Genomic DNA, 21,406 nt, shown 5'->3' with positions numbered 1-21,406 from the left:
GAGCAGTTGCTGATCGTGCCGCGTTTTCAAGCCCGCGTCCTTGTGCGTTTGCGCCCCTCTGTGCTCGATCCAGCCGGAGAAGCCGCGCGTGGTGCCGCTGAACGGCTTGGGGTGGAAGGCCTTAGCAAGCTGCGCATCGGCAAAGCCGTGGAAATGGAGCTGGAGGCTCCTGATGAAGCCGAAGCCCGCCGCAGGTTGGAACTGCTCAGTGATCGCTTGCTGGCCAACCCGGTGATCGAAGACTGGACCCTGGAGCTGGAGCAGTCATGAGCATCGGGGTCATCGTTTTTCCCGGCTCGAACTGCGATCGGGATGTGCAATGGGCAACCGAGGGTTGCCTTGGGATAAGCACACGCCGGGTCTGGCATGAGGAGACCGACCTCAGCAGCTTCGACGCCATCGTTCTGCCGGGCGGTTTCAGCTACGGCGACTACCTGCGTTGCGGTGCCATCGCCCGCTTCGCGCCAGCCCTGCAGTCCTTGATCGACTTTGCAGCCAAGGGCGGACGAGTGCTCGGCATCTGCAACGGATTTCAGGTGCTCACAGAACTGGGGCTCCTCCCCGGTGCACTCACCCGGAACCGGGATCTGCACTTCATCTGTGAAGATGCGCCCCTCAAGGTGGTGAGCCAACGCACGGCCTGGACGCAGGGTTACAACGAAGGGGCCCTGACCCTGCCGATCGCCCACGGTGAAGGCCGTTACCAATGCAGCGATGACACGCTGAAGCAGCTTCAGGATGAAGACGCCATTGCCCTCAGCTACGGCAACAACCCGAATGGGTCGGTATCCGACATCGCAGGCATCACCAATGCCAGCGGAAGTGTTCTTGGCCTGATGCCCCACCCGGAGCGAGCCTGTGATCCAGCCACGGGAGGCACCGACGGCCGCCGGATGCTGGAAGCCCTGCTGGGCTGATGCCAACCCGACGGACGCTGCTGCTTTCAGGGGCATCCACCGTTGTCACGGCCCTGCTCTCCCCCAGGGGCATGGCTGCCCAGCGCAGGCTGAAACCCCTGAAACCTGGATCACGCATCCGCGCCGTGAACCCCGGCACCTGGATGGATCCGGACACCGATCTGCAGGCCTTGCGGGAACGCTGTGATCAACAGCAGTGGCATCTGGAGATTCCCGCAGCTGTCACCCGTCAATGGCGCTATTTCTCAGGAACTGACCAGGAACGGGTTCAGGAGCTGAAATCAGCCTGGAACGATCCAACGGTGGATGCCGTGGTGACCCTTGGCGGTGGCTGGGGGGCCGCCCGTGTGCTCGAAGCTGGGTTTCGCTTTCCTCCTCGTCCCAAATGGAGCCTGGGGTTCTCCGACACCAGCTCCCTGCTGCTGGCCCAGTGGGCCGCTGGGCTGCCGGGGGCCATCCATGGATCCAGCGGCGGCACTGAGGCGCAGTGGCAACGCACGGTTGATTTGCTCTGCGGACGTCCGGTGGCGCCCCTGCTGGGCGAGTCACGACGCCGGGGGATCGCTCGCGGACCTTTGGTGGTAACCAACCTCACCGTGGCGACCCACCTGATCGGAACGCCCTGGCTTCCCTCCCTGAAGGGGGCCATCCTCGTGCTGGAAGACGTGGGCGAAGCGCCTTACCGGGTCGATCGGATGCTGACCCAGTGGCGCAGCGCAGGCCTGTTGCAGCACTTGGCAGGGGTGGCCTGCGGTCGCTTCAGCTGGGCTGAAGACGACATCCTTCCGGGTGACTTCACGATGGACGAGATCCTTGAAGAACGACTTGGCGATCTCGGTATTCCACTGGTGCTGAATCTGCCACTGGGCCATGGACGGCCCAACCAGGCCTTGCCCCTGGGAGCGCAAGCGCAACTGGATGGCAACCACGGCCGTCTCAGCCTGATGGCCTGATCAAAGACTGACGCCGCTCACGATGGTGCAGCGCAACAAAAAAGGGGCCTTTCGGCCCCCAGTGATTGATCGTTTGATCGTGATGATCAGGCAGCGACGGCAGCCTTGGGATCGAGAGCGCCCTTGGAGTAGAGGCCGGCGTAGTAGGTGATGCTCTGCTGCTGGATCTTGCTGGCGTTGCCGGCAGCCCAGAACTGCTGGTAACGATCCAGGCAGACCTGCTTCATGTACTTCCGAGCCGGCTTGTTGAAGTGGCGGGGGTCGAAGTTAGAAGGATCGGCCATGGCGGCTTCGCGCACAGCAGCGGTGAAGGCCAGACGGTTGTCGGTGTCGATGTTCACCTTGCGCACACCATTGCGGATGCCTTCCTGGATTTCTTCGACGGGAACGCCGTAGGTCTCGGGGATGGCACCACCGTGCTTGTTGATCATCTCCAGCCATTCCTGGGGAACGGAGGAGGAGCCATGCATCACCAGGTGGGTGTTGGGGATGGCTTTGTGGATCTCAGCGATGCGGCTGATGGCCAGCACTTCACCTGTGGGCTTGCGGGTGAACTTGTAAGCGCCGTGGCTGGTGCCGATGGCGATGGCCAGGGCGTCGCACTTGGTCTTGGCAACGAAGTCGGCAGCCTCAGCGGGATCGGTGAGCAGCATGTCCTTGGACAGCTCGCCCTCAAAGCCGTGGCCGTCTTCGGCTTCACCCTTGCCGGTTTCCAGGGAGCCCAGGCAACCCAGCTCACCCTCAACGCTCACACCCACGGAGTGGGCGAAGTCCACAACCTGCTTGGTGACGTTGACGTTGTAGTCGTAGCTGGCGGGAGTCTTGGCGTCGGCTTCCAGGGAACCGTCCATCATCACGGAGGTGAAACCGTTGATGGCAGCGGAGTAGCAGGTGTCAGGGGCGTTGCCGTGGTCCTGGTGCATCACCACGGGGATGTGGGGATAGGTCTCGGTCGCGGCCAGGATCAGGTGACGCAGGAAGATCTCGCCGGCGTAGCTGCGGGCACCGCGGGAGGCCTGGAGGATCACAGGGCTGTCGGTCTCGTCAGCCGCTTCCATGATGGCCTGGACCTGCTCCAGATTGTTCACGTTGAACGCAGGAATGCCGTAGCCGTTCTCAGCGGCGTGGTCGAGCAGGAGCCGAAGCGGAACGAGCGCCATGGATAAATCCTCGGAGGGTTGGGGTCGTCAAAGACGAATCGCCGGCAATTTTACCGCGTGTTACGCAAAATCCAATGTGCCGAGGGCAGCCTGATCGCAGGCCACACGACTCGCCACGCCCTCGGCCAGTCCAGGCAGCATCGGTTGCCCACTGCGAATGCTCTCGGCCCACCAGCCCAGCACCCGGGCCACAGGGGCGATGCGGCCATCCGACCAGGTTTCCGGGAAGGCGAGGTCGGTATCGGGCTCCACCGCGCGGAAGGGCTCACCGATCGGAGCGTGCTGCAGCTCAAAGCCATGGACGTAGTCCTTCTGGTTGGTGCTGCTGAGCAGCAGCGATCCCGCGGAACCGACCACATCCAGACAGAAACCGCGACCGTTACGCGACACGGAACTGAGGCTGACCTGAGCCGGCACAGGCAGCTCTTGCATTCCCTGCCAATGGGCAACGGTCTGCAGCAGCGACACATCGGGGGCATCCACGGCGGCCAGGCCACCATCGGGGTGGGGGCGTTGCTTGATCGAAACACTGTTTCGAGCCTGGATGGCCCCCAGGGGACCGATCAGCCAGGCCAGCATGTCAAGGGCATGGGTTCCGAGGGCTCCGATCACGCCGCCGCCCTGATCCGCCTGGGCATACCAGTTCCAGCCGCGCTGGGGATCGGCACGGCTGCCCATCAGCCAGTCGAGCTTCACCAGCCAGGGCGTTCCGACAGCACCAGCCTGCAGGAGGCGTTTGGCCTGCATGAACAGGGGAACAGCCCTGTATTCGTAATCCACAGCCACCGAGAGTCCCCGTGCCAGGGCCAGCCGCTGCAGCTCCCGGGCCTGATCGGCATGCAAAGCAATGGGCTTCTCCAGCAGCAGGTGCTTGCCCGCCTCCAGAGCCCGGCGGGCCAGGTCAAAGCGAGGTGCCGGGGGGGTGGCGATGACCACCGCGTCCACCGCGGGATCGCCCAGCAGATCGTCCCAATCGCTGAATCCCCTCAAGCCATGGGCAGCCGTAACGGCATCCAAGCGCTCCTGGCGGGGGTGCCAAAGGGCAATCGCCTCAAGATCGGGCGCGGCAGCAAGGGCCGGCAGGTGCACCTTCTCTCCAAAGCCGAGACCGGCAACGGCAACACCAAGGGGTTGTCGAGACATCTCAGCTGGGGAGGGGTTCGGTACAGACAGCCTTAATCACTGAGGTGATCAGCCCGTCATCCCCGGCAGGCTGCCATTGGGCGCGAAAACGCGGCAAACCATTCACTTGTTTATCGCGATACAGCTCCTGGGAGCAGTCCAGTTGCATGACATAGAGCTCTCCGGAGGGTTGATCCTCGTCGTCGGTGGCCGCTGGAGTGAAGCGGCTCAGCACGGTTCGATATCCATCCCGATCAATGCGCACACTGCCGCGGTCCCACCACTGCTGACCCGCATCGGTAGCGGGAACCTCGATCCATTCCACGGGGCCAGCCAGCACCGGGGCGACCCAGCAGAGCAAGGCCAGGATCAAAACAAGTCCAGCTCGGATCATGCGCTGGTGAGCTCCATCGGTTTGCAGCCGTGCAGGCGCAGAAGATTGGCCAGGGCGGGTCGCAGCTGGGTGCGGGGAACGATCGTGTCCACGAACCCATGCTCCTGCAGATATTCAGCCGTCTGGAAATTGTCGGGCAGCTTTTCCCGCAAGGTCTGCTCAATCACCCGGCGCCCAGCGAAACCAATCAACGCTTTCGGTTCCGCCAGGATCAGGTCGCCCAGCATGGCGAAACTGGCGGTCACACCTCCCGTTGTGGGGTGGGTGAGCAAGGGCATGTAAAGCAGCTCAGCTTCGCGGTGGCGTTCCAGCGCGCCAGAAATCTTCGCCATCTGCATCAGGCTGAGCATCCCCTCCTGCATCCGGGCACCGCCGGAGGCACAGACAATCAGCAGCGGCAGCTTGCGGGCGGTGGACTCCTCGATCAGACGGGTGATTTTCTCCCCGACCACGGAGCCCATCGATCCCCCCATGAAACGGAAGTCCATTGCTGCCAGGCCCATGGGGATGCCTTCCACCCGGCAAAGCCCAGTAACCACACCATCCCTCAGCCCCGTCGATGCCTGACTCTCCCGCAGCCGGTCGGCGTAGGCGCGCCGGTCTTTGAATCCGAGAGGATCCACCGGTGCCAGATCCGCATTCAGCACCTGGAAGCTGTCGGGATCCGCAATCAGTGCGATGCGTTCAGCACTGTCGATCCGGTGGTGATAGCCGCAGTTGGCGCAAACACTGGCATTGAGTTTCAGGTCTTTGAGATAGACGACCTGACCACATTCCGGACATTTGCTCCAAAGACCATCGCCTTCATCCGGTTCCTGCTTGACGTTGGCGACGTACTGACCCTTGCGGCGATCAGCAAACCAATCGAACAGAGACACACAGGGCCGTCAGCTCACACCATTAAAAGCCGGCCCGGGAATAGAGCTGGTCATCAAGCGCCCAACAACATCAACCAGGTGCTCCACCACCACTGCGGACCGGTCAACCAGACCAACCAAATGCCCAGGGCGATGAAGGGCCCGAAGGGGAATGGTTCCCTGGGGCCCAGCCGGCCACTAAGGCGGGCGATGCTTCCGAGCAATGCTCCCGACACAACCGCAAGGGCCATCGCCGCTGCAATGCCCCCGGGGCCCAGCCATGCCCCACCCAACGCCGCCAACTTGGCATCGCCCAGGCCCAGCGCAGGCTGTCCCAACAACCGTTCGGCCAGGGCACTGAGACCTTCCAACAGCAGCAATGCCAGCACCGCGGCGATCAAATGGCTCGCCAGGAGAGGGATCCCAGCAGCAGTGCTGACGAGCAAGCCCAGCACCACCCCCCAGCGGCACAGGGGCTCCGGCAACCAAAGGTGATCCAGATCGATCAACACCAGCGGCAACAGCAGCGCGATCAAGAGGAGACCAGCCCAGGGGAGCCAGAGATCCGGCAGCCCCCCTCCAGCACCAGGCCAGACCAACAGCGCCGAGATCCAGAGGCCGGCACTTAGGGCTTCCACTGCGGGGTAACGCCAGCTGATCGCTGCATCACAGTCGCGGCAGCGCCCCTTCAGCAACAGCCAACCGAGCAGCGGGAGATTGTCATACCAGCGGATGGCATGGCCGCATTTGGGGCAGTGGCTGCCGGGGAAGACCACCGATTCCTGGCGAGGCAAGCGCCAGGCCACCACGTTGGTGAAGCTGCCGACGCAGGCGCCCAGCAGGCCGGTCCAAACCAGGATCAACCCTTCCATCGAGCCCGACCACGGCTCGTGCGCCCCCGGATCAGATCGATGGCAATGAACTCTTCATCCGGCAGAAGAACAGGTGTCTCGAAGACCACCCGACCATCGGGTTCCTGCGGATCCACCACCACGCCGAGGGGCTCCTGCCCTGCAGGGCTGCTGGAGAGATAAGAGAAATAAACGCGACGGGCTTGAGCGATCAGAGAGCGGCTGTCAATGCGGTCCCAACGGGGAGTCGACGGCGCCCCCGAGGCTCCACGGATTTCAAAGGAGGGCGTTGACAAAGAAATAGAGCCCACCTGATCACTCAGATGGACCCATTGTAGAGACGATTGTTGTAAGGAGAAGCGCTCAGCTGACCTTGTTCTTCTCTTCGATCATGCGGTGAATGATCGGGGTGAGAATCAGCTCCATGGCGAAGCCCATCTTGCCGCCATTCACCACGATGCTGGTGGGGCTCGACATGAAGGAATCGTGGATCATGTTCAGCAGGTAACCGAAGTCGATCCCCCACTTCTCACGAGCACCTTTGCGGAAGTGGATGATCACGAAGCTTTCATCCGGGGTCGGAATGTTCCGGCAGATGAAGGGGTTGGAGGTGTCCACTGTGGGGACCCTCTGGAAATTGATGTCGGTCTGGCTGAACTGAGGGCAGATGTGATTGATGTAATCGGGCATCCTGCGCAGGATCGTGTCAACGATGGCCTCAGCGGAATAACCACGCTCAGCGTTGTCCCGGTGGATCTTCTGAATCCACTCGAGGTTGGTGATCGGCACCACACCCACCAAGAGGTCGGCCAGGGCGGACACGTCGTAGCCCTCGCCCTTCACACCGCCGTGAAGGCCTTCGTAGAACAACACGTCAGTGCCTGAGGGGATGTCTTCCCAAGGCGTGAACTGACCCGGCTCGAGGTTGACGCCAAGACGGGCGTTGTGTTCAGCAGCTTCTTCGACGCTGTGAAGGTAGTAGCGCTTCTGACCAGCACCGGTTTCGCCGTAGGTGCGGAACAGTTCCTCAAGCTTGTCGAAGAGATTGGCCTCAGGGCCGAAGTGGGAGAAGTTCTCACCCTTGGCCAGGGCATCCGCCATGGCCTTTTTCATGGGCATCCGCTCGTAGCGGTGGTAGCTATCGCCTTCCACCACTGCAGGGGTAATGCCTTCCCTCGCAAAGATGTGCTCGAAGGCGCGCTTGACGGTGCTGGTTCCAGCTCCGGAAGAACCGGTAACAGCGACAACCGGATGACGCTTCGACATCGACGCAGGGACTACGGGCCCGGCGATCCTGCCAGATCAGGGCCCGATTGCACCAATCTCGGGCTTAAAGAGCTTTAAGCAATTGCTCACCCATGGCGCGACAACCCAGCTGGGTGCAGCCTTCTGCCATCAGATCACCGGTGCGGAAGCCACCGGCCAAAACAGCATCGACGGCCGCTTCCAGATCATCGGCGGCCGCGGATTCTTTCAGACCAATGCGCAGCATCATTGCGGCCGACAGCACCATGGCCATGGGATTGGCCTTGTCCTGACCGGCGATGTCGGGGGCAGAACCGTGCACAGGCTCAAACAGACCAGGTCCCTCACTGCCAAGGGAGGCCGAGGGCAGCATGCCGATGGAGCCGGTGAGCATCGCCGCCTCGTCGCTGAGGATGTCTCCGAAGAGGTTGCCGGTGAGCAGCACATCGAACTGGCGTGGATCACGCACCAGCTGCATCGCCGCGTTGTCCACATACATGTGACTCACCTCCACTCCGCCATAGGTGGGCGCCATCGCATCAACCCGGTCCCGCCAGAGCTGGCTCACATCGAGCACATTCGCCTTGTCCACCGAGCAGAGCCGGCCCCGCCGTTCCTGGGCGATCTCAAAGGCCACCTTTGCAATCCGATCCACCTCCGAGGCTGAGTAGGTCATGGTGTTGAAACCGCGCTCCTCCCCCTCGGTCTCGATGCGTCCCTTGGGCTGACCGAAATAAATCCCCCCCGTGAGTTCCCGCACCACCATCAGGTCCACACCTTCGATCACCTCACGCTTGAGGCTGCTGGCATCGATGAGGGCCGGAACAATCTTCACCGGCCGCAGATTGGCGAACAGCTCCATGCCGGCGCGCAGGCCAAGCAATCCGGTCTCCGGCCGTTTCTCGCGGGGAAGGCTGTCGAAGCGGGGGCTGCCGATGGCGGCGAGCAACACCGCATCGGCAGCCTTGCAGGCCTCCAGGGTGCTGGCAGGCAGCGGCTCACCGGTGGCATCGATAGCGCTGCCGCCGATGGGCTGTTCCTCAAAGCTCAGCGAAAAGCCATGGCGCTGGCTCACCACCTCCAGCAGCTGGCGGGCGACAGCGGTGATCTCGGGGCCGATGCCATCACCGGGAAGGAGAACAACGCGGTGCTGAGCCATGACGGTGCGGTGCGGCAGGTCGACCGCTGAGGTTACTGAGGGGTGTCGCGCTTGAGCTCCCGCAGGGTCTTGGCCATCTCCGGCAACTTGCTGAAGGCGGCGGAACAGCGCAACCAGAGACGATTCGGGATCGCGGGATAGCCACTCACCACCTCTCCGGGGGCTACCTCACCGTGAATGCCGCTCTTGGAGCTGGCGATAGCACCGTCACCCACCACAGCGCGGTTGGCGACCCCCACCTGGCCCGCCAGGATCACCCCCTGGCCGATCCGGGCTCCCCCGGCGATGCCCACCTGGGACGCGAAGGCACAGCCACGCCCGGTGGTGACGCCATGGCCGATCTGCACAAGGTTGTCGATCTTGGTGCCGGCACCAATGCGGGTCTCCCCCACGGAGGGGCGATCGATGGTGGTGCCGCAACCCACCTCAACAGCGTCTTCAAGAACCACCTGGCCTGTCTGCGGCATTTTTCGCCATCCTTTCGCCGTCGGCACAAAGCCGAAGCCCTCGGAGCCGACCACGGCGTTGGAATTCACCACACAGCCGCGCCCGAGACGGCTGCCGGGGTGCAGCACGGCATTGGCGTGCAGCTCGCAGCCATCACCCACCACCACGTCGTCGTAGATCACGACACCCGGATGAAGGATGCAGTCAGCGCCCACACGACTCCCCTCACCGATGCAGACCCGCGGGCCCACCGCCGTGCCAGGGCCCACCACAGCCCGTTCATCGATCACCGCCGAGGGGTGAATCTCCGCCAAGGGCCGGCGGCGGGGATGCAACTGATCGAGGGCTTCAGCAAAAGCCAGACGCGGATCGGCGAAGACCGCAAAGGCGATGCCACGCTGCGACGCCAGATCAATCAGATCCTGTTGATCGGGCAGCAACAAGGCACCCACGCCGCTGGCGCCCAAAACCGCCGTAAGGGCATTGCCCTTCTCCAAAAAGCTGAGCTGCGCGGTTGAGGCCTGATCGAGCGAAGCAGCACCCTCAAGCCATGGGTCCAAGCCCGCCTGGCTCCAGCGCAGGCCTGCATCACCGGTCTGCAGAACCTTGATCAGGGTGCTGAAACGCATGGAGGCCAGGGCAGACGGCCGGATCGTAGACGTGGTTAACGGCTGCGAAGCACCAGACCATCGCGATGCACCACCACCGGGGAAGAGTCCCCCGGAGATGGGTCATTCATCGCGGCCCGTAGCTGGTCGCTGTCCATCGAACAGAGGCCGCGGCCCAGGTCCTCGCCCTGGGGGTCCAACAACTGAACGGGTTGATTGGCGGCGAAGTCGCCCCGCACCGCCGTCACCCCCACCAGCAGCAGAGACGCGCCACGGTGCTGCAGCGCATCACAGGCCCCCGCATCCAGCTGAAGTTCACCCTCAGGCCGAAGCACGTGGGCGAGCCAACTGCGTCGATTGCCCAGGGGTTCGGGGTGGGGATGGAACACTGTCCCCCCCCGTTCCCCCTGCAACAAGGCCTCGAGGCGAGCTGGGTCGCGGCCATCGGCGAGCTGCACCGTGATGCCACTGGCGGTGGCGATGCGGGCTGCCGCCAGCTTCGTGGTCATGCCCCCGGTGCCCCAGCGACCACCGTCGCCGGCCCCCTGTTCCAGCTGGTCAAGGTCGCGGGGGTGGCGAACATCCGAGATCGGTTCGGCGTTGGAATCAACCCTTGGATCGGAGGAATAGAGGCGATCAACATCCGTCAGCAGGATCAATTGCTGCGCTTCAACGGCGGCGGCGACCAAAGCCGAGAGGGTGTCGTTGTCGCCGAAGCGCAACTCCGCCGGCGAGAGGGCATCGTTCTCGTTAATCACCGGCAGCACCCCCCAGCTCAGCAGCTGCCGCAAGGTGCCCGAAGCGTTCTGATAGCGACGGCGATCGGCCAGATCGGAGCGGGTCAGCAACACTTGAGCCACGGAATGACCGTGGCGTTCCATCGCCCGTTCATACAGAGCCATCAGCGCGCCCTGGCCGATGGCTGCAGCGGCCTGCAGGGCTACCACCGTCTCAGGTCGGCTGGTGAGAGCCAGCTTCTGGCAGCCCAGCCCGACGGCACCACTGGTGACCAGCACCACCTGGTCCCCCCGGGCCATGGCCCCTGCGAAGCAGCGGGCGTAGCCATCAATCGTGGCGGCGGTCTCCCCCCGAAGCAGGCTGGTACCGATTTTCACGACCCACAGGGTCATGCTGAAGGCGCCCCCATGACGCGTGCCATGGCGCGTTCAAACCGCTGCACCCGGTCATGGCGGCAAGGCTTGCCGTCCTCTCGAACCGGTCGCACCAACACTGTGTAGAGCCCCATCCGGTTGCCGCAGAGCACATCCGTGAACAGGCGGTCTCCGATCATCGCGATCGCCTCCGGTGGCAGCGAGAGATCGCGAACCACCCTGCGCAGGGCGCCACGCCGGGGCTTGCCAGCACCGAAGGTGAAGCTGACCTCCAGCTGATCAGCCACAGCAGCAATCCGATCGCGGGAGGGGTTGTTGCTGAACAGATGCAGCTGAAGGCGGCGGCCGGCATCCACCATCCAGTCGCGCACCGGCCCTGGCAAGGTCACATCACGACCGGGCAGGAGAGTGCGGTCGACATCGATCACGGCGGCCCGCAGACCATGGGCCGTGAGGTGGGGCAGCGAAAGCTGGGCAATGGTGAGATGCGGATCCCAATCAGGGGTCAACCAACGCTGTGCCGTCACTCCGGCCATTCACGCTCCTCCAGTTCGGCCTCAATCAAGGGTTGAACGCGATCGAGCTCATCGTCGCTCAGCAGCACCGCCTGACCATCCACCATCCGCACCAACACCAGGAAAGGATCGAGCGGGATGTAGAGGCCGTATTCCTCCGCTTCGACCATGAAGCTCACCAGCAGTTCAAAGGTCTCGGCGTCCTCATCAACGTCGTCGTCCTCCTCCAGCTCATCGAGCTCGTCCTGATCCGGCTCCTCCAATTCACCACTGACGGTGAGGGTGATCGCCGATCGCACCAAGACCAGGTCGTGCTCCTGCAGCACCACATCAGCCACCGAGAGAATCGGCTCGCTGCTAGCGACTTCCGTGATCGGCACCGGCTCAGCATCGTCATTGAGCCGAAACAGCGACACCGGTGTGTCGACCGGCGAGAGCAAGGCGTAGTCCTGCCCCTCGATGGGGATCAGATGCTCGAGAAAGCACAGCAGGTCATGGCCCTCGCGGTCGCGTACCAGCAGGGTGGGGTGATCGCTGCTCTTACCGGGACCCGACTCAGACATCGACGCGGCTATGACTGGGCTCAGGATCCACCATCGCCAGCCCCGGCGCCCGACCTTGAGGCACTCTGTTGGGCCGGTTTGAGCTCCGGACCATCCGCAAGCCACTGCTCCAGCAGCAGGGCAGCAGCTGCACTGTCCAGACGCCCGCTGCGGTCGCCCGTCAACCCGAACTGTTCACCGGCCGCCCAGGTGCTGCTGTGTTCATTCACCCAGGCCAGGGGCAGGTCAAGGGCGGCGGCCAGCCGCAGGCCGTAACGCTGGCAATGCTCCGCCTGGGCCGTGGGCTGGCCCGCGGCATCCAGGGGCAATCCCACCACGAGCCCCTGCACCGACCGTTCGCGGCAGTGAGACCGCAGAACGAGCAGATCGGCATCAAAGCGACCGCGACGCAGGGCAGCGAGGGGCGTGACGCTGATACCGAGGGCATCGCAGCCGGCCAGGCCGATGCGCCGCCGGCCCACATCCAGGCTGAGGATCGAACAGGGACGCGGCCGCATCAGTGCCGATCACCCAGGCTTGGCGTGGGCAGGGGTGTGCCCTGGGGCCGCAAACGGCCCAGCACCTGATCGAGCGATCGGGTCAGCTGCAGGTTGCGCTGGGGTGACTGACGCCGCCACATGCTGCGTCCGAGCAGCAGCAGCTCTTCGCCGCGGATCCACCCCTCCGCCTCCAGGATCCGGTTGAGGGGTGCATCGTCAAACGCCGTGAGCAGCCCGCGCGGGCGGCCGCGCTGAATGATGCCGTTCAAGACGTGGGGAAGGGCCTGATCCAGCCGGGGATCCCAGGCGACATCACGCATCAGCTCCAGGAAACCGGCCTCGCCCGCGTCGGGAAGGCGGATGCAGCCCGCAAGAACAGCGTCTCCGGCCATGAGCACGCCGCAGCCGGGTCCGTTCCGATCCAGCAGATCCAGCCAATGGCGGTCGGTGATCTGACGCAGGTGGCTGTGGCTACCGCCCTGCTCAATCGGCCACAGCAACTGGGCGGTGCGGCGGTTCAGTGCCGCCCAACGCAGACCCGCAGGCAGCTGATCGCTGCCCGTCGACTCAACCTCGCCACCTGGTGGACACCAGCACTGATACGGGCGAAGCGGTTGAAAACCAAGCTCCCGCAGCAGGGCGATGGCATCGGCATCGGTGGCCGGACAGCGGATCACCCAGCTGCAGATCTGGGCCGTCCAGGACAGCAGGGCCTGCTGAAGCAAGGATTGCTGAATGGTGCGATGGCTGTGATCGTCCACCGGCCCCAGCAGCTCCGGCAAATGGAGGATCCAGCAGCTGCCGCGGCGGTTGAACGGCCGCGCCACCACACTGGCCACCGGGCGATCAGCCTCAAGGGCCATCAAGCAACGTGGCGAGCGGCTGGGGAGCAGATCAGGGAAGCGCTGCTCGACTCTTGAAAGCCATTCACCGATCAGGAAGCCCTGAAACCGTGAGAGCTGATCGATCGGCGCGTCTTGCACCCACTGCGCCAGGTGGGCCGGATTGAGGGGCTCAATGCGGATGGAGGTTGTCTTGGGTTCTGTCACCGGACACCCTCCACCCCAACTGTTCACAATGTATCGCTCATTCCAGGCCTGGCCGCACCAAGACAAGGGGGGTGCGCTCATTGGCATTGCCAGCGGGATTGGGGCGCAGGGCCCGGCCCAGCAAGCCCTCATCACAACCTGGGCTGGAAGCCAGCACCTTCACACGGCCGAGGTCATTGACGTCGACGATGGCAACGTCAACTCCGAGTTCAGCAGAGGCATCACGACAGAACTGCTCGGCCCGGGATGGACCCAGAACAATGGTCTGGTCGTAGGGCGGTGTGGTTCCGGTGATGTCGTCGATCAAGCGGGCCTGGTCACCGGCGAGGCGATAGAAGCCCCCGGGGATGCCCACCAGCTTCATCAGCAGCCCCCCCAGCCAGGCTGCAAGCACCCGGGTCGGGCCCACCAAATCGATCAAGGTCTGCATACCGCAGGCCGTGGCCAGGCTGCTGGTGGGGTGGAACACACGGCAAGCCAGACGCGCCACCATGCCGGGTTCCACCTCACTTGGATGGCGGTAGCGACCCTGGATCACAGCCACGGGGGTCTCGCCAATGGTAAGGATGTCGCCGGGCTGGACTAAATCAGCGGCATAGGTGCGCAAGACGTCAATGGCGTCATCCAGGGGTCCGAGCAGGTGGGTGCGCAGCGGCAACACACGGCACCCTTCCCCCTGGCGGAAGTGGGCTTGATCGGGCTGCAGGGGGTCCGGACGGGTCAGGGGAACCAGCACGCCCTGACGGCGCTGCAGGCGACCGAAGGGTCCGTAATTCACCCAGTGGGCATCCACCCAGAGGCTGTCGACCCGGGCCGATGGCGTTGGTCCGGTGATCTCGATCGAAACCCGGGCACGCGTGGTCTTGCGTCCTTTAACGATGTAAGCCGCCCAGTAGCCGTCCGCCCGGGTCTCCTCATCGGGATGGTCGGCAGTGATCCGCGTTTTCACCTCCAGACCGGCGGGGTCGGAGGACCCCAGCAGCACGGGCTCGACCCGCAGCTCCGGCACAAAAACCTCCATGCGGGGGTGGGGGTTGCTGATCTCAAGCACACCTTCGATCCGAAGCCGCCCGCCCAGATCATCGACGCGCCAGTCGCGAGGCGTCATCCTCAACGGCGAGGCGGGTCTTAGGCGGTGGCGGAGCTCCAACCAGGCCACAGCGAGTCCAAGGCCTAGCGGAGCAAGCAGCAGCGACACAGCGGATCCGGCTCAGCGACCGGGACAACTGGGCGGCAGCGTAGGCGCCATGGAGATGGGCGTCTCAGTTGGCGGTGACTTCGATGTTCACTTCGTTGAAGCTGCCTTCCTGATCAATCCGCCCCAGATCGGGAGCGGGAAGACCGGTGGAGGCGCTAATGGCGTCGTTGATCGCCGCCAGGGGAACCTGACCGTTCTGATCGAGAACAACCCGGCCATCGGTGCCGATCACCACCACCTGCGGAATGGTTCCAGACCAATAGGTGGCTGGATCACCGGCACCCAGCGCTTCTCGGCCCTGCAGCGGATCGGTGGAGAGCGGCAGCAGATCAATGCTGCGGCCCCAAAGCCGTTGCAGTTCAGACACCACCGGAGCGAAGCGTTTGCTCACGGCACTGTCATCCAGGTAGTAGACGATCACGGCCGTGCGTCCCTCAGCGAGGGACTCCTCCAGGGTGTTTGCGGGAGGCACCAACGAACCGTTGCCGGCATAGAGGGCATAGATGTTGCCGTCGTAGCTGTCACTGTTCAACACAGCGGCGGCTGGAGCGACATGGAGCAGCAGCGCGATCGAAACGGTGATCAGACAGCGCACCAAAGCAAGCATCAAGCCGAAGCAGCGGATCGCCATTGTGGACCCAGGGACCTAACCGCGGCCGAAGCTGCGTCCCATGCCCTGGGCGATGCCCCGCCCAACTAGACCGATGGCGCGACCCAGCACCTGAGTGAGCAGGATCACAGCAAGGTCGCCGATGCGGCGCACCAGGGCCTGCACCTGCGGTGCGAGGGCATCCCTGGCTTCCAACAGCAAGGCCACCTGCCGCTGCCACCAACCCAGCTGATTGAGCTCTTTGTCGCGGGGCTCAGTCAGTAGAAGCGGTTCGATGCGACCGGAGCGCAACTGAAACAGGGTGCGCTGGCTTTCGTAGAGCTGAATCGGGCGCTCAACCCAATCCGCCCAACGCAGCTGGGTGTTCAAGCGATTCCTGAGGCGATCGAGTTCCCGGGTCGCCAGGAGGGGATCCCGCAGCAGATAACGACGCAGCTCTGGCCAGTCACCACAGGCATCGAGCAGTTCGGCACCAATCAGTTCAGCCGTCCGCACCAGCCAGTTGCTGACCAGGGTTTCCAACTGCAGGAAGGCCCTGGGGTCATCGGCCGGCAGCAGCAAACCATTCACCAGCATCGGCTGATCGGCCACCAACGGGGCCAGCATTCCGGTTGGATCCGGCAGCTCGCCGTCCGCACCGGTGAGATCAGCACGGCTGAGCAGCGATGCCACCACCGGTTGCAGCTCGCCGTCGCAGGGGATCTGGACGTAGCTACCGGCCAAAGCGGTCAGAGCCTGCTGTCGCAACTCGGGCTGCAGGGCATCCCAGGCTTGGGCTATCGCATTGCTGTCCTGGCGGCTGCGCAGGCGCTGCAAGACCTGATCAAGCTGTTGCAGCAGAGCCAGAAGCAACTCCCGGCGGCGATCCGGGTGCAGGCCCTCAATCGCCAGCAGACGGCCGGTGGAATTGGTCAATCCCGCCTGAACCGATGCATCGATGCGGTCTCGGATCGCATCCCAAACCGCAACGGCATTGCGTTCACGCAGGCTGATCGCCGTGGTGGTGGGTGATCCATCGCTGGACACAGATGGGGCCAAAGGTTCTGCATGCTCGAGGCCCATTTGCAGCGGCCCCCAGAGCCAGAGCAGCAAACCCTTGGCGAAGCGCAATTCACGTCGGCGCCCCTGGAGCAGAAGGAACAGCAAGGGCTGCTCCGGGGGTGGATTGAGCAGGGCCTCCACCCCTTGGAGGTCGCGGCTGACCTGCTGCAGGCCACTGACCAGCAACCACTGCCCCAGGCCCATGGTTTGACCCTGGTTCTGGGTCTCCGAAGCAGCCTCAAGGCGAATGTCGCGCCCACCCTGCAGCAAAGTTTCAATGGCGTTCTGCAGGCCCTCGGCATCAACGTTTTGAAGCAGGCCGGCGGCCGGCAGCTCCAGCAGCTGTTCCCGCGACAGACGTAGCTCGCTGGGCAGCAGCAACAACACCGGGGCGGGCTGCCAGCGCTCCTGCAGGGCGAACAGCTCCTGCTGAATCGCCGACAATGAGGCCACGGTGTCGATCGACCAGATCACCAGGGCAGGGGAGCCCGTCAAGCGCTCAGGACGAAGCACCACCTCCCAATCGGTGCGGGCGGAGGTGAGTTTCAGCGCAAGCGACTCCCCGAGCAGATCCGGAGCGAGCAGCAACATCCGCACCGGCGAAGGGGAGGTCAAGGGTTGAACCCGAAACAGTTGGGCTCAAGGTAACGAGCTTCTGCTCAGTTCTCCAGGGTGCGGCGGCCGTTCAATTGCAGGGTGTACGACTCGATGCGAAAGCCGGTGCGCTGTTCGATCTGACGCAATAGGTCGTCGGGAAGAACAACGTCGATGTCTTCGATCGAACCGCTGTCCAGACAGGTGAGATGGCTGTGGGGATCACTCCGGTAGCCGTACAGGCGACCACTGGCGCGGTCGAGACACTCGATCACCCCTGCCGACTGCAGGGCTTCGAGGTTCTGATACACCGAGGTATGGCCGATGCTGCGACCCCTCAGGTTCAGTTGTTCAAAGATGTCGCGAGCACTGAGGTGGCTCTTTTCGCTCCAGAGCAGGTCGAGCACCATGCGCCGCTGACGGCTGAGGCGCATCCCCAGCCCCCGGCATTGCTCGAACACCTCCTGCAAGCTGCCCGCGAGGGACGGCGAGCTGTTCTTGCCGGCTGCTGCTCTTACCACAGAAAGGGCCTTCTGCATCAACCATAAGGCCCAAGGCCAGCTCAGGCGATGTCTGCCGCCACGGCAGTGACGTCCTGAAGCCTTGCCTCACCCAACGCGGCGATGGCCTCCTCCAGGTCAACACGGCCGTCGTAAAGGGCTCGGCCAACGATGACTCCTGTCACACCAAGGGGCTCCAAGGGCAGGAGCGACAGGAGATCGGCCATACAACCGATGCCACCGGAGGCGATCACCGGAACAGCGCTGCATTGCGCCATGGTTCGCAAGGCCTCCAGGTTGGGGCCGGCGAGGGTCCCATCGGTAGCGATGTCGGTGGTGATGATCGCCGCGATACCAGCGGCACTGAACTGCTTGGCCAGATCGGTGGCCAGAACATCGCTCTGCTCGATCCAGCCCCGGGTGGCCACTCGGCCATCGTTGGCATCAATGCCAACAACGATGCGGCCGGGATGACGTTGGGCCAACTCCTGGACCAACTGCGGCTGTTCAATCGCCACCGTGCCGAGGATGACCCGATCCAGACCACAGGCGATCAACTCTTCGGCACGCTCAAGCGAGCGCACACCACCACCGAGCTGAACAGGGATGTCGAGGGCGGAGGTGATGGCCCGCACCGCTGCGTCATTGATCGGCTCTCCCCGTTTGGCGCCATCAAGATCCACCAGGTGCAGACGGGTTGCCCCCTGGCTCTGCCAGCTCAATGCCTGAGCAACAGGATCCTCACTGAATCGGGTCACCTGGTCGTAATCCCCCTGGTGGAGCCGGACGCAGGCTCCATCGAGCAAATCAATGGCGGGAAGGATCTCCATCGGGGGCGGACCAGAGACCCTCCATCCTGCAGCGCCACGCTTCAATGGCTGCTCTTTTCGGGCCCAAGTGCATGAAGATCCTGGTGATGGGGGGAACCCGCTTCGTGGGCCGGCCCCTGGTGGCCCGCCTGCAGGCCCAGGGCCATGCACTCACCCTGTTCACCCGCGGCAAGAACCCCGTTCCCGCCGGCGTGGAACACCTCTGTGGCGATCGCAGCAGCGATGAAGGCCTGAGCGGGCTGCAGGGGCGCAACTTCGATGTGATCGTCGATAGTTCCGGACGCAAGCAGGCGGACAGCAGCCGCGTGGTGGCCATCACCGGGGCCCCCAGCCATCGCTTTGTCTACGTGAGTTCAGCCGGGGTGTATGCCGATTCGGAGCAGTGGCCCCTGGATGAATCCAGCCCCACCGATCCGCAGAGCCGTCACGCTGGCAAGGCCGAGACCGAGGCCTGGCTCCGCAAGGAAGGTATCCCCTTCACCAGCTTCCGGCCGACCTACATCTACGGGCCGGGCAACTACAACCCGGTGGAACGCTGGTTTTTCGATCGCATCGTTCACAACCGCCCGATTCCCCTCCCCGGTGACGGCAGCACGATCACCCAATTGGGCCATGTAGAGGATCTGGCGGAGGCAATGGCCCGTTGCATCGAGGTGGATGCAGCGGCCAACCGCATCTACAACTGCTCCGGCAAACAGGGCATCAGCTTCCGGGGCCTGATCCGCGCTGCTGCAGTGGCTTGCGGCCGCGATCCCGATGGCCTCGATCTGCGCAGCTTCAACCCCAGCGATCTGGACCCCAAGGCCCGCAAAGCCTTCCCACTGCGACTTAATCACTTTCTTACCGACATCACCCGGGTGGAACGCGAACTGGCCTGGCAACCAAGCTTCGACCTGGCCAAGGGCCTGGCCGACAGCTACAGCAACGACTACGCCAAGAGTCCAACTGCAGCGCCAGACTTCAGTTCTGACGAGGCGCTGATCGGGGCGTGAGGTAACCCAGGGCTGAGCTCAGAGCCAGGGCGAGGGAAGGCCAGAACAGCCACCAGCCCAGGCTCTGAAGCCCGGGAGCACCGATCCAGCCGGAAGGCCAGAGCATCAGCAACAGGCTGAGGAACTGAAGGATCGTCTTGGCTTTGCCCGACAACGAGGCAGGCCCCCCATCGCTGGCCTGGGACCGCCAGCCAGAGATCAGCAATTCACGGGCCAACAACAACCAGACCGCCCAGAGCGGCAGCACGGCGGACGACGCCAGCCAGAGCAACGGTGCCGCGATCAGCACCTTGTCAGTGAGGGGATCCAAACGGGCGCCCCAGCTGCTGCCACCCCCGGCGCGGCGGGCCAGCCAGCCATCGGCCGCATCACTGAGTCCGGCCAGTAACAGCAACCACCAGGCCCAGCCCTGCCAGCCGAACTGCAGGGCAAGGATCAGCGGCAAACCGACAACAGCTCGCGCCACGGTGAGTCCGTTGGCAATCGAACGCAAAGACAGAAACAACGCTCAGAATGTGGGGACCTGAACCTTGATCATGGTCCTGCAGCTGACGGTGGCTGATGTGATGACCAAGCCTGTTCTGACGGTCAGACCCGACACCCCGTTGCAGCAAGCCGTGCAGATCATCAGCGATCACCACGTGAGTGGTTTACCGGTGGTGGATGCAGAAGGGCGCCTGATCGGCGAGCTGACGGAGCAGGATCTGATGGTGCGGGAAAGCGGCGTTGATGCCGGCCCTTACGTGATGCTGCTGGACAGCGTGATCTACTTGCGCAATCCCTTGAATTGGGACAAGCAGGTGCACCAGGTGCTCGGCACAAACGTGAGCGATCTGATGCGCAAAGACTCCCACAGTTGTAGGACCGACCTACCGCTGCCCAAAGCAGCATCCCAGCTGCATGAGCGGGGCACGCAACGCCTGTTCGTTCTCGACGGGAACCAATGTCCCGTCGGCGTGATTACGCGGGGCGACGTGGTGCGCGCCCTCGCCTCCCATCAAAAGAGCTGATTCATCGGGCCGGCCGAATCCCGATCGCAATCGGTTGAATCGAGCGGAAACTGACGAAGTCACCCAGCTTGAGCTGGGCAAGGGGATCGCCGTTCAGCCCAGGGCGGACGTCGAGGTTGTGAACCCCTCCGAAGGGACCGCGGAGGCTCAGTTCATGGTCTTCCTCCGAGATCTTCACCACCTCCGCGGTTCCGGTCCCCATCGCCACCCTGGCGCCCTTGCGCACCTCACCGAAATCCTCTGAAAGGATCACGTCTTCTCGGTTAAAGCTGAGGCTGCTGGCGGAGCCTTTGCTTAGGTCCACCACAAGGCCATCCAAGACGTCGACGATCACCTCATCGCCGTTGCGCACCCCGGCTGTTTTGAGCCCCCCGCCCATGGTGATCAACAGGGTGTGGCCGTAAGGGCTCTTCAGCTCCATCACCTGCTGATCCGGCTCGTACTGCAGCAGCGTTCCTTGCACCTGCGAGAGCTCGAACGCCTCCAGGAGCTCGGCCTTCAGGCTGGTGCGGCGATCAGCACGGCTACTCAGCAGGGGTTGCGACGTTGACGCACCGGCTGTGGCAGCTGCGGTGGCAATGCGGTCGATACCGACCGCCACGGGCTGAATCAAGCGGAAATCCACCAGATCCCCGGCCTGCAGCGCAGGGAAAAGATCATCTCCACTGGGCATGACGACATCCAGGTTATGGATGCCGCCGAGGGGGCCCATCAAGCTGAGGCTGCGGTCGCTTGCTGACACCTTCACAACCCGCGCTGTTCCGGACGCCAGAGCCATCCGCATGCCCTTCTTCAAGGGACCCATGTCCATCGGCATGATGATGTCTTCGCGATCGAAGCTCAGCGTTGTTGCCGTGCTGCGCTCCAGATCCACCACCAATCCATCCAACAAAGAAACGTCGACGCGATCGCCCTTGCGGAGACGTAGGGGAGCCATGTCGATGCCGACGGTGACGATTTCCAGGTGACCCTCCGGATCAATCACCTCGATCACCTTCTGCTTCGGCAGCACGGCATTAACTTCACCGCGCAGGTGGGTGACTTCAAAGCCCGCCAGCTGCTCAGGCGTGAATCCAGCCCTGGAAGGCATATGGAAGGCCAGGGTCGAGACAACGGCAGCCGCACCAGCGGCCAAGACACGGCTGATTCCAGAGCAGCGGGTCATGGTTCAGGTACGGACAAAGCAATGGGTTGACGCTA

At 63.6% G+C, this 21,406-nt stretch carries 26 protein-coding genes; 5 read left to right on the top strand and 21 right to left on the bottom strand.

From position 1 onward, the window contains the following. Positions 1-15 precede the first annotated feature (15 nt). From purS to Q3Y53_RS10100, 3 genes are read left to right on the top strand one after another with little or no spacing between them, the layout of a single operon-like run. Positions 16-270 (top strand): phosphoribosylformylglycinamidine synthase subunit PurS, encoded by a 255-nt coding sequence (gene purS, locus Q3Y53_RS10110; protein WP_226399180.1) that lies wholly within the window; start codon positions 16-18, stop codon positions 268-270. Then, positions 267-917, top strand: a complete 651-nt coding sequence (gene purQ / locus Q3Y53_RS10105; protein WP_303535554.1) for a phosphoribosylformylglycinamidine synthase subunit PurQ — start codon at positions 267-269, stop codon at positions 915-917. The genes purS and purQ overlap by 4 nt, the downstream gene beginning before the upstream one ends. Further along, complete coding sequence (locus Q3Y53_RS10100) at positions 917-1,870, top strand: LD-carboxypeptidase (RefSeq protein ID WP_226424300.1); 954 nt, start codon at positions 917-919, stop codon at positions 1,868-1,870. Before purQ ends, Q3Y53_RS10100 begins: the two co-directional genes overlap by 1 nt. 86 nt (positions 1,871-1,956) lie before the next feature. On the opposite strand, the gene fba is transcribed toward Q3Y53_RS10100, so the two are convergent. The 19 genes from fba to hisA form a co-directional block, all read right to left on the bottom strand. Further along, positions 1,957-3,030: a class II fructose-bisphosphate aldolase gene (gene fba / locus Q3Y53_RS10095; protein WP_226424301.1), complete on the bottom strand. Its 1,074-nt coding sequence runs from the start codon at positions 3,028-3,030 to the stop codon at positions 1,957-1,959. Between the two features lie 60 nt (positions 3,031-3,090). Continuing rightward, positions 3,091-4,173 (bottom strand): Gfo/Idh/MocA family protein, encoded by a 1,083-nt coding sequence (locus Q3Y53_RS10090; RefSeq protein ID WP_303535551.1) that lies wholly within the window; start codon positions 4,171-4,173, stop codon positions 3,091-3,093. Position 4,174: 1 nt separating this feature from the next. After that, positions 4,175-4,546 (bottom strand): hypothetical protein, encoded by a 372-nt coding sequence (locus Q3Y53_RS10085; RefSeq protein WP_303535548.1) that lies wholly within the window; start codon positions 4,544-4,546, stop codon positions 4,175-4,177. Beyond that, entirely contained in the window at positions 4,543-5,424 is an 882-nt protein-coding gene (gene accD, locus Q3Y53_RS10080) for an acetyl-CoA carboxylase, carboxyltransferase subunit beta (RefSeq protein ID WP_226424304.1), read from the bottom strand. The genes Q3Y53_RS10085 and accD overlap by 4 nt, the downstream gene beginning before the upstream one ends. 53 nt (positions 5,425-5,477) lie before the next feature. Continuing rightward, positions 5,478-6,275 carry an A24 family peptidase gene (locus Q3Y53_RS10075; protein ID WP_303535546.1) on the bottom strand — a complete coding sequence of 266 codons (798 nt, stop codon included), beginning with the start codon at positions 6,273-6,275 and terminating at the stop codon, positions 5,478-5,480. Continuing rightward, positions 6,263-6,550: a hypothetical protein gene (locus Q3Y53_RS10070; protein WP_303535545.1), complete on the bottom strand. Its 288-nt coding sequence runs from the start codon at positions 6,548-6,550 to the stop codon at positions 6,263-6,265. The genes Q3Y53_RS10075 and Q3Y53_RS10070 overlap by 13 nt, the downstream gene beginning before the upstream one ends. Before the next feature lie 67 nt (positions 6,551-6,617). Next, positions 6,618-7,520, bottom strand: a complete 903-nt coding sequence (locus tag Q3Y53_RS10065) for a phosphoribulokinase (protein WP_226424307.1) — start codon at positions 7,518-7,520, stop codon at positions 6,618-6,620. 64 nt (positions 7,521-7,584) lie between these two features. Then, positions 7,585-8,658: a 3-isopropylmalate dehydrogenase gene (leuB, locus tag Q3Y53_RS10060; protein ID WP_303535543.1), complete on the bottom strand. Its 1,074-nt coding sequence runs from the start codon at positions 8,656-8,658 to the stop codon at positions 7,585-7,587. A 32-nt stretch (positions 8,659-8,690) separates the two neighbouring features. Further along, positions 8,691-9,734 carry a UDP-3-O-(3-hydroxymyristoyl)glucosamine N-acyltransferase gene (gene lpxD, locus Q3Y53_RS10055; protein ID WP_226424309.1) on the bottom strand — a complete coding sequence of 348 codons (1,044 nt, stop codon included), beginning with the start codon at positions 9,732-9,734 and terminating at the stop codon, positions 8,691-8,693. Between the two features lie 35 nt (positions 9,735-9,769). Beyond that, positions 9,770-10,843, bottom strand: a complete 1,074-nt coding sequence (gene proB / locus Q3Y53_RS10050) for a glutamate 5-kinase (RefSeq protein WP_226424310.1) — start codon at positions 10,841-10,843, stop codon at positions 9,770-9,772. Next, a complete protein-coding gene (locus tag Q3Y53_RS10045; protein ID WP_226424311.1) occupies positions 10,840-11,361 on the bottom strand; it encodes a YqeG family HAD IIIA-type phosphatase in 522 nt (173 codons plus the stop codon). Before Q3Y53_RS10045 ends, proB begins: the two co-directional genes overlap by 4 nt. Beyond that, positions 11,349-11,903, bottom strand: a complete 555-nt coding sequence (locus tag Q3Y53_RS10040) for a DUF3727 domain-containing protein (protein ID WP_226424312.1) — start codon at positions 11,901-11,903, stop codon at positions 11,349-11,351. The genes Q3Y53_RS10045 and Q3Y53_RS10040 overlap by 13 nt, the downstream gene beginning before the upstream one ends. Before the next feature lie 20 nt (positions 11,904-11,923). Next, a complete protein-coding gene (gene ruvX, locus Q3Y53_RS10035; protein WP_226424313.1) occupies positions 11,924-12,400 on the bottom strand; it encodes a Holliday junction resolvase RuvX in 477 nt (158 codons plus the stop codon). Beyond that, on the bottom strand, positions 12,400-13,431 hold the full coding sequence (locus tag Q3Y53_RS10030) for a hypothetical protein (RefSeq protein WP_226424314.1): 1,032 nt from the start codon (positions 13,429-13,431) through the stop codon (positions 12,400-12,402). Before Q3Y53_RS10030 ends, ruvX begins: the two co-directional genes overlap by 1 nt. A 37-nt stretch (positions 13,432-13,468) precedes the next feature. Further along, positions 13,469-14,629 (bottom strand): F420-0:Gamma-glutamyl ligase, encoded by a 1,161-nt coding sequence (locus tag Q3Y53_RS10025; RefSeq protein ID WP_226424315.1) that lies wholly within the window; start codon positions 14,627-14,629, stop codon positions 13,469-13,471. A gap of 64 nt (positions 14,630-14,693) precedes the next feature. Next, complete coding sequence (locus Q3Y53_RS10020) at positions 14,694-15,260, bottom strand: thylakoid membrane photosystem I accumulation factor (RefSeq protein ID WP_226424316.1); 567 nt, start codon at positions 15,258-15,260, stop codon at positions 14,694-14,696. A 15-nt stretch (positions 15,261-15,275) separates the two neighbouring features. Continuing rightward, positions 15,276-16,871, bottom strand: a complete 1,596-nt coding sequence (locus Q3Y53_RS10015; protein ID WP_303535788.1) for a DUF3685 domain-containing protein — start codon at positions 16,869-16,871, stop codon at positions 15,276-15,278. A gap of 68 nt (positions 16,872-16,939) precedes the next feature. Continuing rightward, complete coding sequence (locus Q3Y53_RS10010) at positions 16,940-17,308, bottom strand: Fur family transcriptional regulator (RefSeq protein WP_226424454.1); 369 nt, start codon at positions 17,306-17,308, stop codon at positions 16,940-16,942. A gap of 128 nt (positions 17,309-17,436) precedes the next feature. Continuing rightward, positions 17,437-18,204 carry a 1-(5-phosphoribosyl)-5-[(5-phosphoribosylamino)methylideneamino]imidazole-4-carboxamide isomerase gene (hisA, locus tag Q3Y53_RS10005; RefSeq protein ID WP_303535539.1) on the bottom strand — a complete coding sequence of 256 codons (768 nt, stop codon included), beginning with the start codon at positions 18,202-18,204 and terminating at the stop codon, positions 17,437-17,439. Between the two features lie 71 nt (positions 18,205-18,275). Here hisA and Q3Y53_RS10000 point away from each other — a divergent pair, with 71 nt between their 5' ends. Further along, complete coding sequence (locus Q3Y53_RS10000; protein WP_303535785.1) at positions 18,276-19,196, top strand: NAD-dependent epimerase/dehydratase family protein; 921 nt, start codon at positions 18,276-18,278, stop codon at positions 19,194-19,196. Here Q3Y53_RS10000 and Q3Y53_RS09995 read toward each other — a convergent pair. Then, positions 19,165-19,701: a CDP-alcohol phosphatidyltransferase family protein gene (locus Q3Y53_RS09995; protein ID WP_226424319.1), complete on the bottom strand. Its 537-nt coding sequence runs from the start codon at positions 19,699-19,701 to the stop codon at positions 19,165-19,167. The two genes, Q3Y53_RS10000 and Q3Y53_RS09995, sit on opposite strands and share 32 nt — an antisense overlap. 31 nt (positions 19,702-19,732) lie before the next feature. On the opposite strand from Q3Y53_RS09995, the gene Q3Y53_RS09990 reads away from it, so the two are divergent. Next, complete coding sequence (locus tag Q3Y53_RS09990; RefSeq protein WP_226424320.1) at positions 19,733-20,206, top strand: CBS domain-containing protein; 474 nt, start codon at positions 19,733-19,735, stop codon at positions 20,204-20,206. 1 nt (position 20,207) lies between these two features. On the opposite strand, the gene Q3Y53_RS09985 is transcribed toward Q3Y53_RS09990, so the two are convergent. Next, complete coding sequence (locus tag Q3Y53_RS09985) at positions 20,208-21,371, bottom strand: hypothetical protein (RefSeq protein WP_303535537.1); 1,164 nt, start codon at positions 21,369-21,371, stop codon at positions 20,208-20,210. Between the last annotated feature and the right edge of the window lie 35 nt (positions 21,372-21,406).

Origin of the sequence: Synechococcus sp. YX-04-1 (genome assembly GCF_030546365.1) — a bacterium.
Lineage (GTDB): Bacteria > Cyanobacteriota > Cyanobacteriia > PCC-6307 > Cyanobiaceae > Parasynechococcus.
The sequence above is the reverse complement of the archived record's forward strand: the minus strand, read 5'-3'. Positions and strand labels throughout refer to the sequence as shown.

Excerpts from the sequence above, each read along its gene's own strand:
- leuB (WP_303535543.1), bottom strand. The coding sequence starts at position 8,658 with ATGGCTCAGCACCGCGTTGTTCTCCTTCCCGGTGATGGCATCGGCCCC.
- Q3Y53_RS10090 (WP_303535551.1), bottom strand. The coding sequence starts at position 4,173 with ATGTCTCGACAACCCCTTGGTGTTGCCGTTGCCGGTCTCGGCTTTGGA.
- Q3Y53_RS10010 (WP_226424454.1), bottom strand. The coding sequence starts at position 17,308 with ATGCGCCTCAGCCGTCAGCGGCGCATGGTGCTCGACCTGCTCTGGAGC.
- fba (WP_226424301.1), bottom strand. The coding sequence starts at position 3,030 with ATGGCGCTCGTTCCGCTTCGGCTCCTGCTCGACCACGCCGCTGAGAAC.
- purQ (WP_303535554.1), top strand. The coding sequence starts at position 267 with ATGAGCATCGGGGTCATCGTTTTTCCCGGCTCGAACTGCGATCGGGAT.
- Q3Y53_RS10045 (WP_226424311.1), bottom strand. The coding sequence starts at position 11,361 with ATGGCCGGAGTGACGGCACAGCGTTGGTTGACCCCTGATTGGGATCCG.
- Q3Y53_RS10065 (WP_226424307.1), bottom strand. The coding sequence starts at position 7,520 with ATGTCGAAGCGTCATCCGGTTGTCGCTGTTACCGGTTCTTCCGGAGCT.
- Q3Y53_RS09990 (WP_226424320.1), top strand. The coding sequence starts at position 19,733 with ATGGTCCTGCAGCTGACGGTGGCTGATGTGATGACCAAGCCTGTTCTG.
- Q3Y53_RS10075 (WP_303535546.1), bottom strand. The coding sequence starts at position 6,275 with ATGGAAGGGTTGATCCTGGTTTGGACCGGCCTGCTGGGCGCCTGCGTC.
- Q3Y53_RS10000 (WP_303535785.1), top strand. The coding sequence starts at position 18,276 with ATGAAGATCCTGGTGATGGGGGGAACCCGCTTCGTGGGCCGGCCCCTG.
- Q3Y53_RS10100 (WP_226424300.1), top strand. The coding sequence starts at position 917 with ATGCCAACCCGACGGACGCTGCTGCTTTCAGGGGCATCCACCGTTGTC.
- hisA (WP_303535539.1), bottom strand. The coding sequence starts at position 18,204 with ATGGAGATCCTTCCCGCCATTGATTTGCTCGATGGAGCCTGCGTCCGG.
- Q3Y53_RS10020 (WP_226424316.1), bottom strand. The coding sequence starts at position 15,260 with ATGGCGATCCGCTGCTTCGGCTTGATGCTTGCTTTGGTGCGCTGTCTG.
- proB (WP_226424310.1), bottom strand. The coding sequence starts at position 10,843 with ATGACCCTGTGGGTCGTGAAAATCGGTACCAGCCTGCTTCGGGGGGAG.
- Q3Y53_RS10040 (WP_226424312.1), bottom strand. The coding sequence starts at position 11,903 with ATGTCTGAGTCGGGTCCCGGTAAGAGCAGCGATCACCCCACCCTGCTG.
- Q3Y53_RS09985 (WP_303535537.1), bottom strand. The coding sequence starts at position 21,371 with ATGACCCGCTGCTCTGGAATCAGCCGTGTCTTGGCCGCTGGTGCGGCT.
- ruvX (WP_226424313.1), bottom strand. The coding sequence starts at position 12,400 with ATGCGGCCGCGTCCCTGTTCGATCCTCAGCCTGGATGTGGGCCGGCGG.
- Q3Y53_RS10085 (WP_303535548.1), bottom strand. The coding sequence starts at position 4,546 with ATGATCCGAGCTGGACTTGTTTTGATCCTGGCCTTGCTCTGCTGGGTC.
- lpxD (WP_226424309.1), bottom strand. The coding sequence starts at position 9,734 with ATGCGTTTCAGCACCCTGATCAAGGTTCTGCAGACCGGTGATGCAGGC.
- Q3Y53_RS10015 (WP_303535788.1), bottom strand. The coding sequence starts at position 16,871 with ATGTTGCTGCTCGCTCCGGATCTGCTCGGGGAGTCGCTTGCGCTGAAA.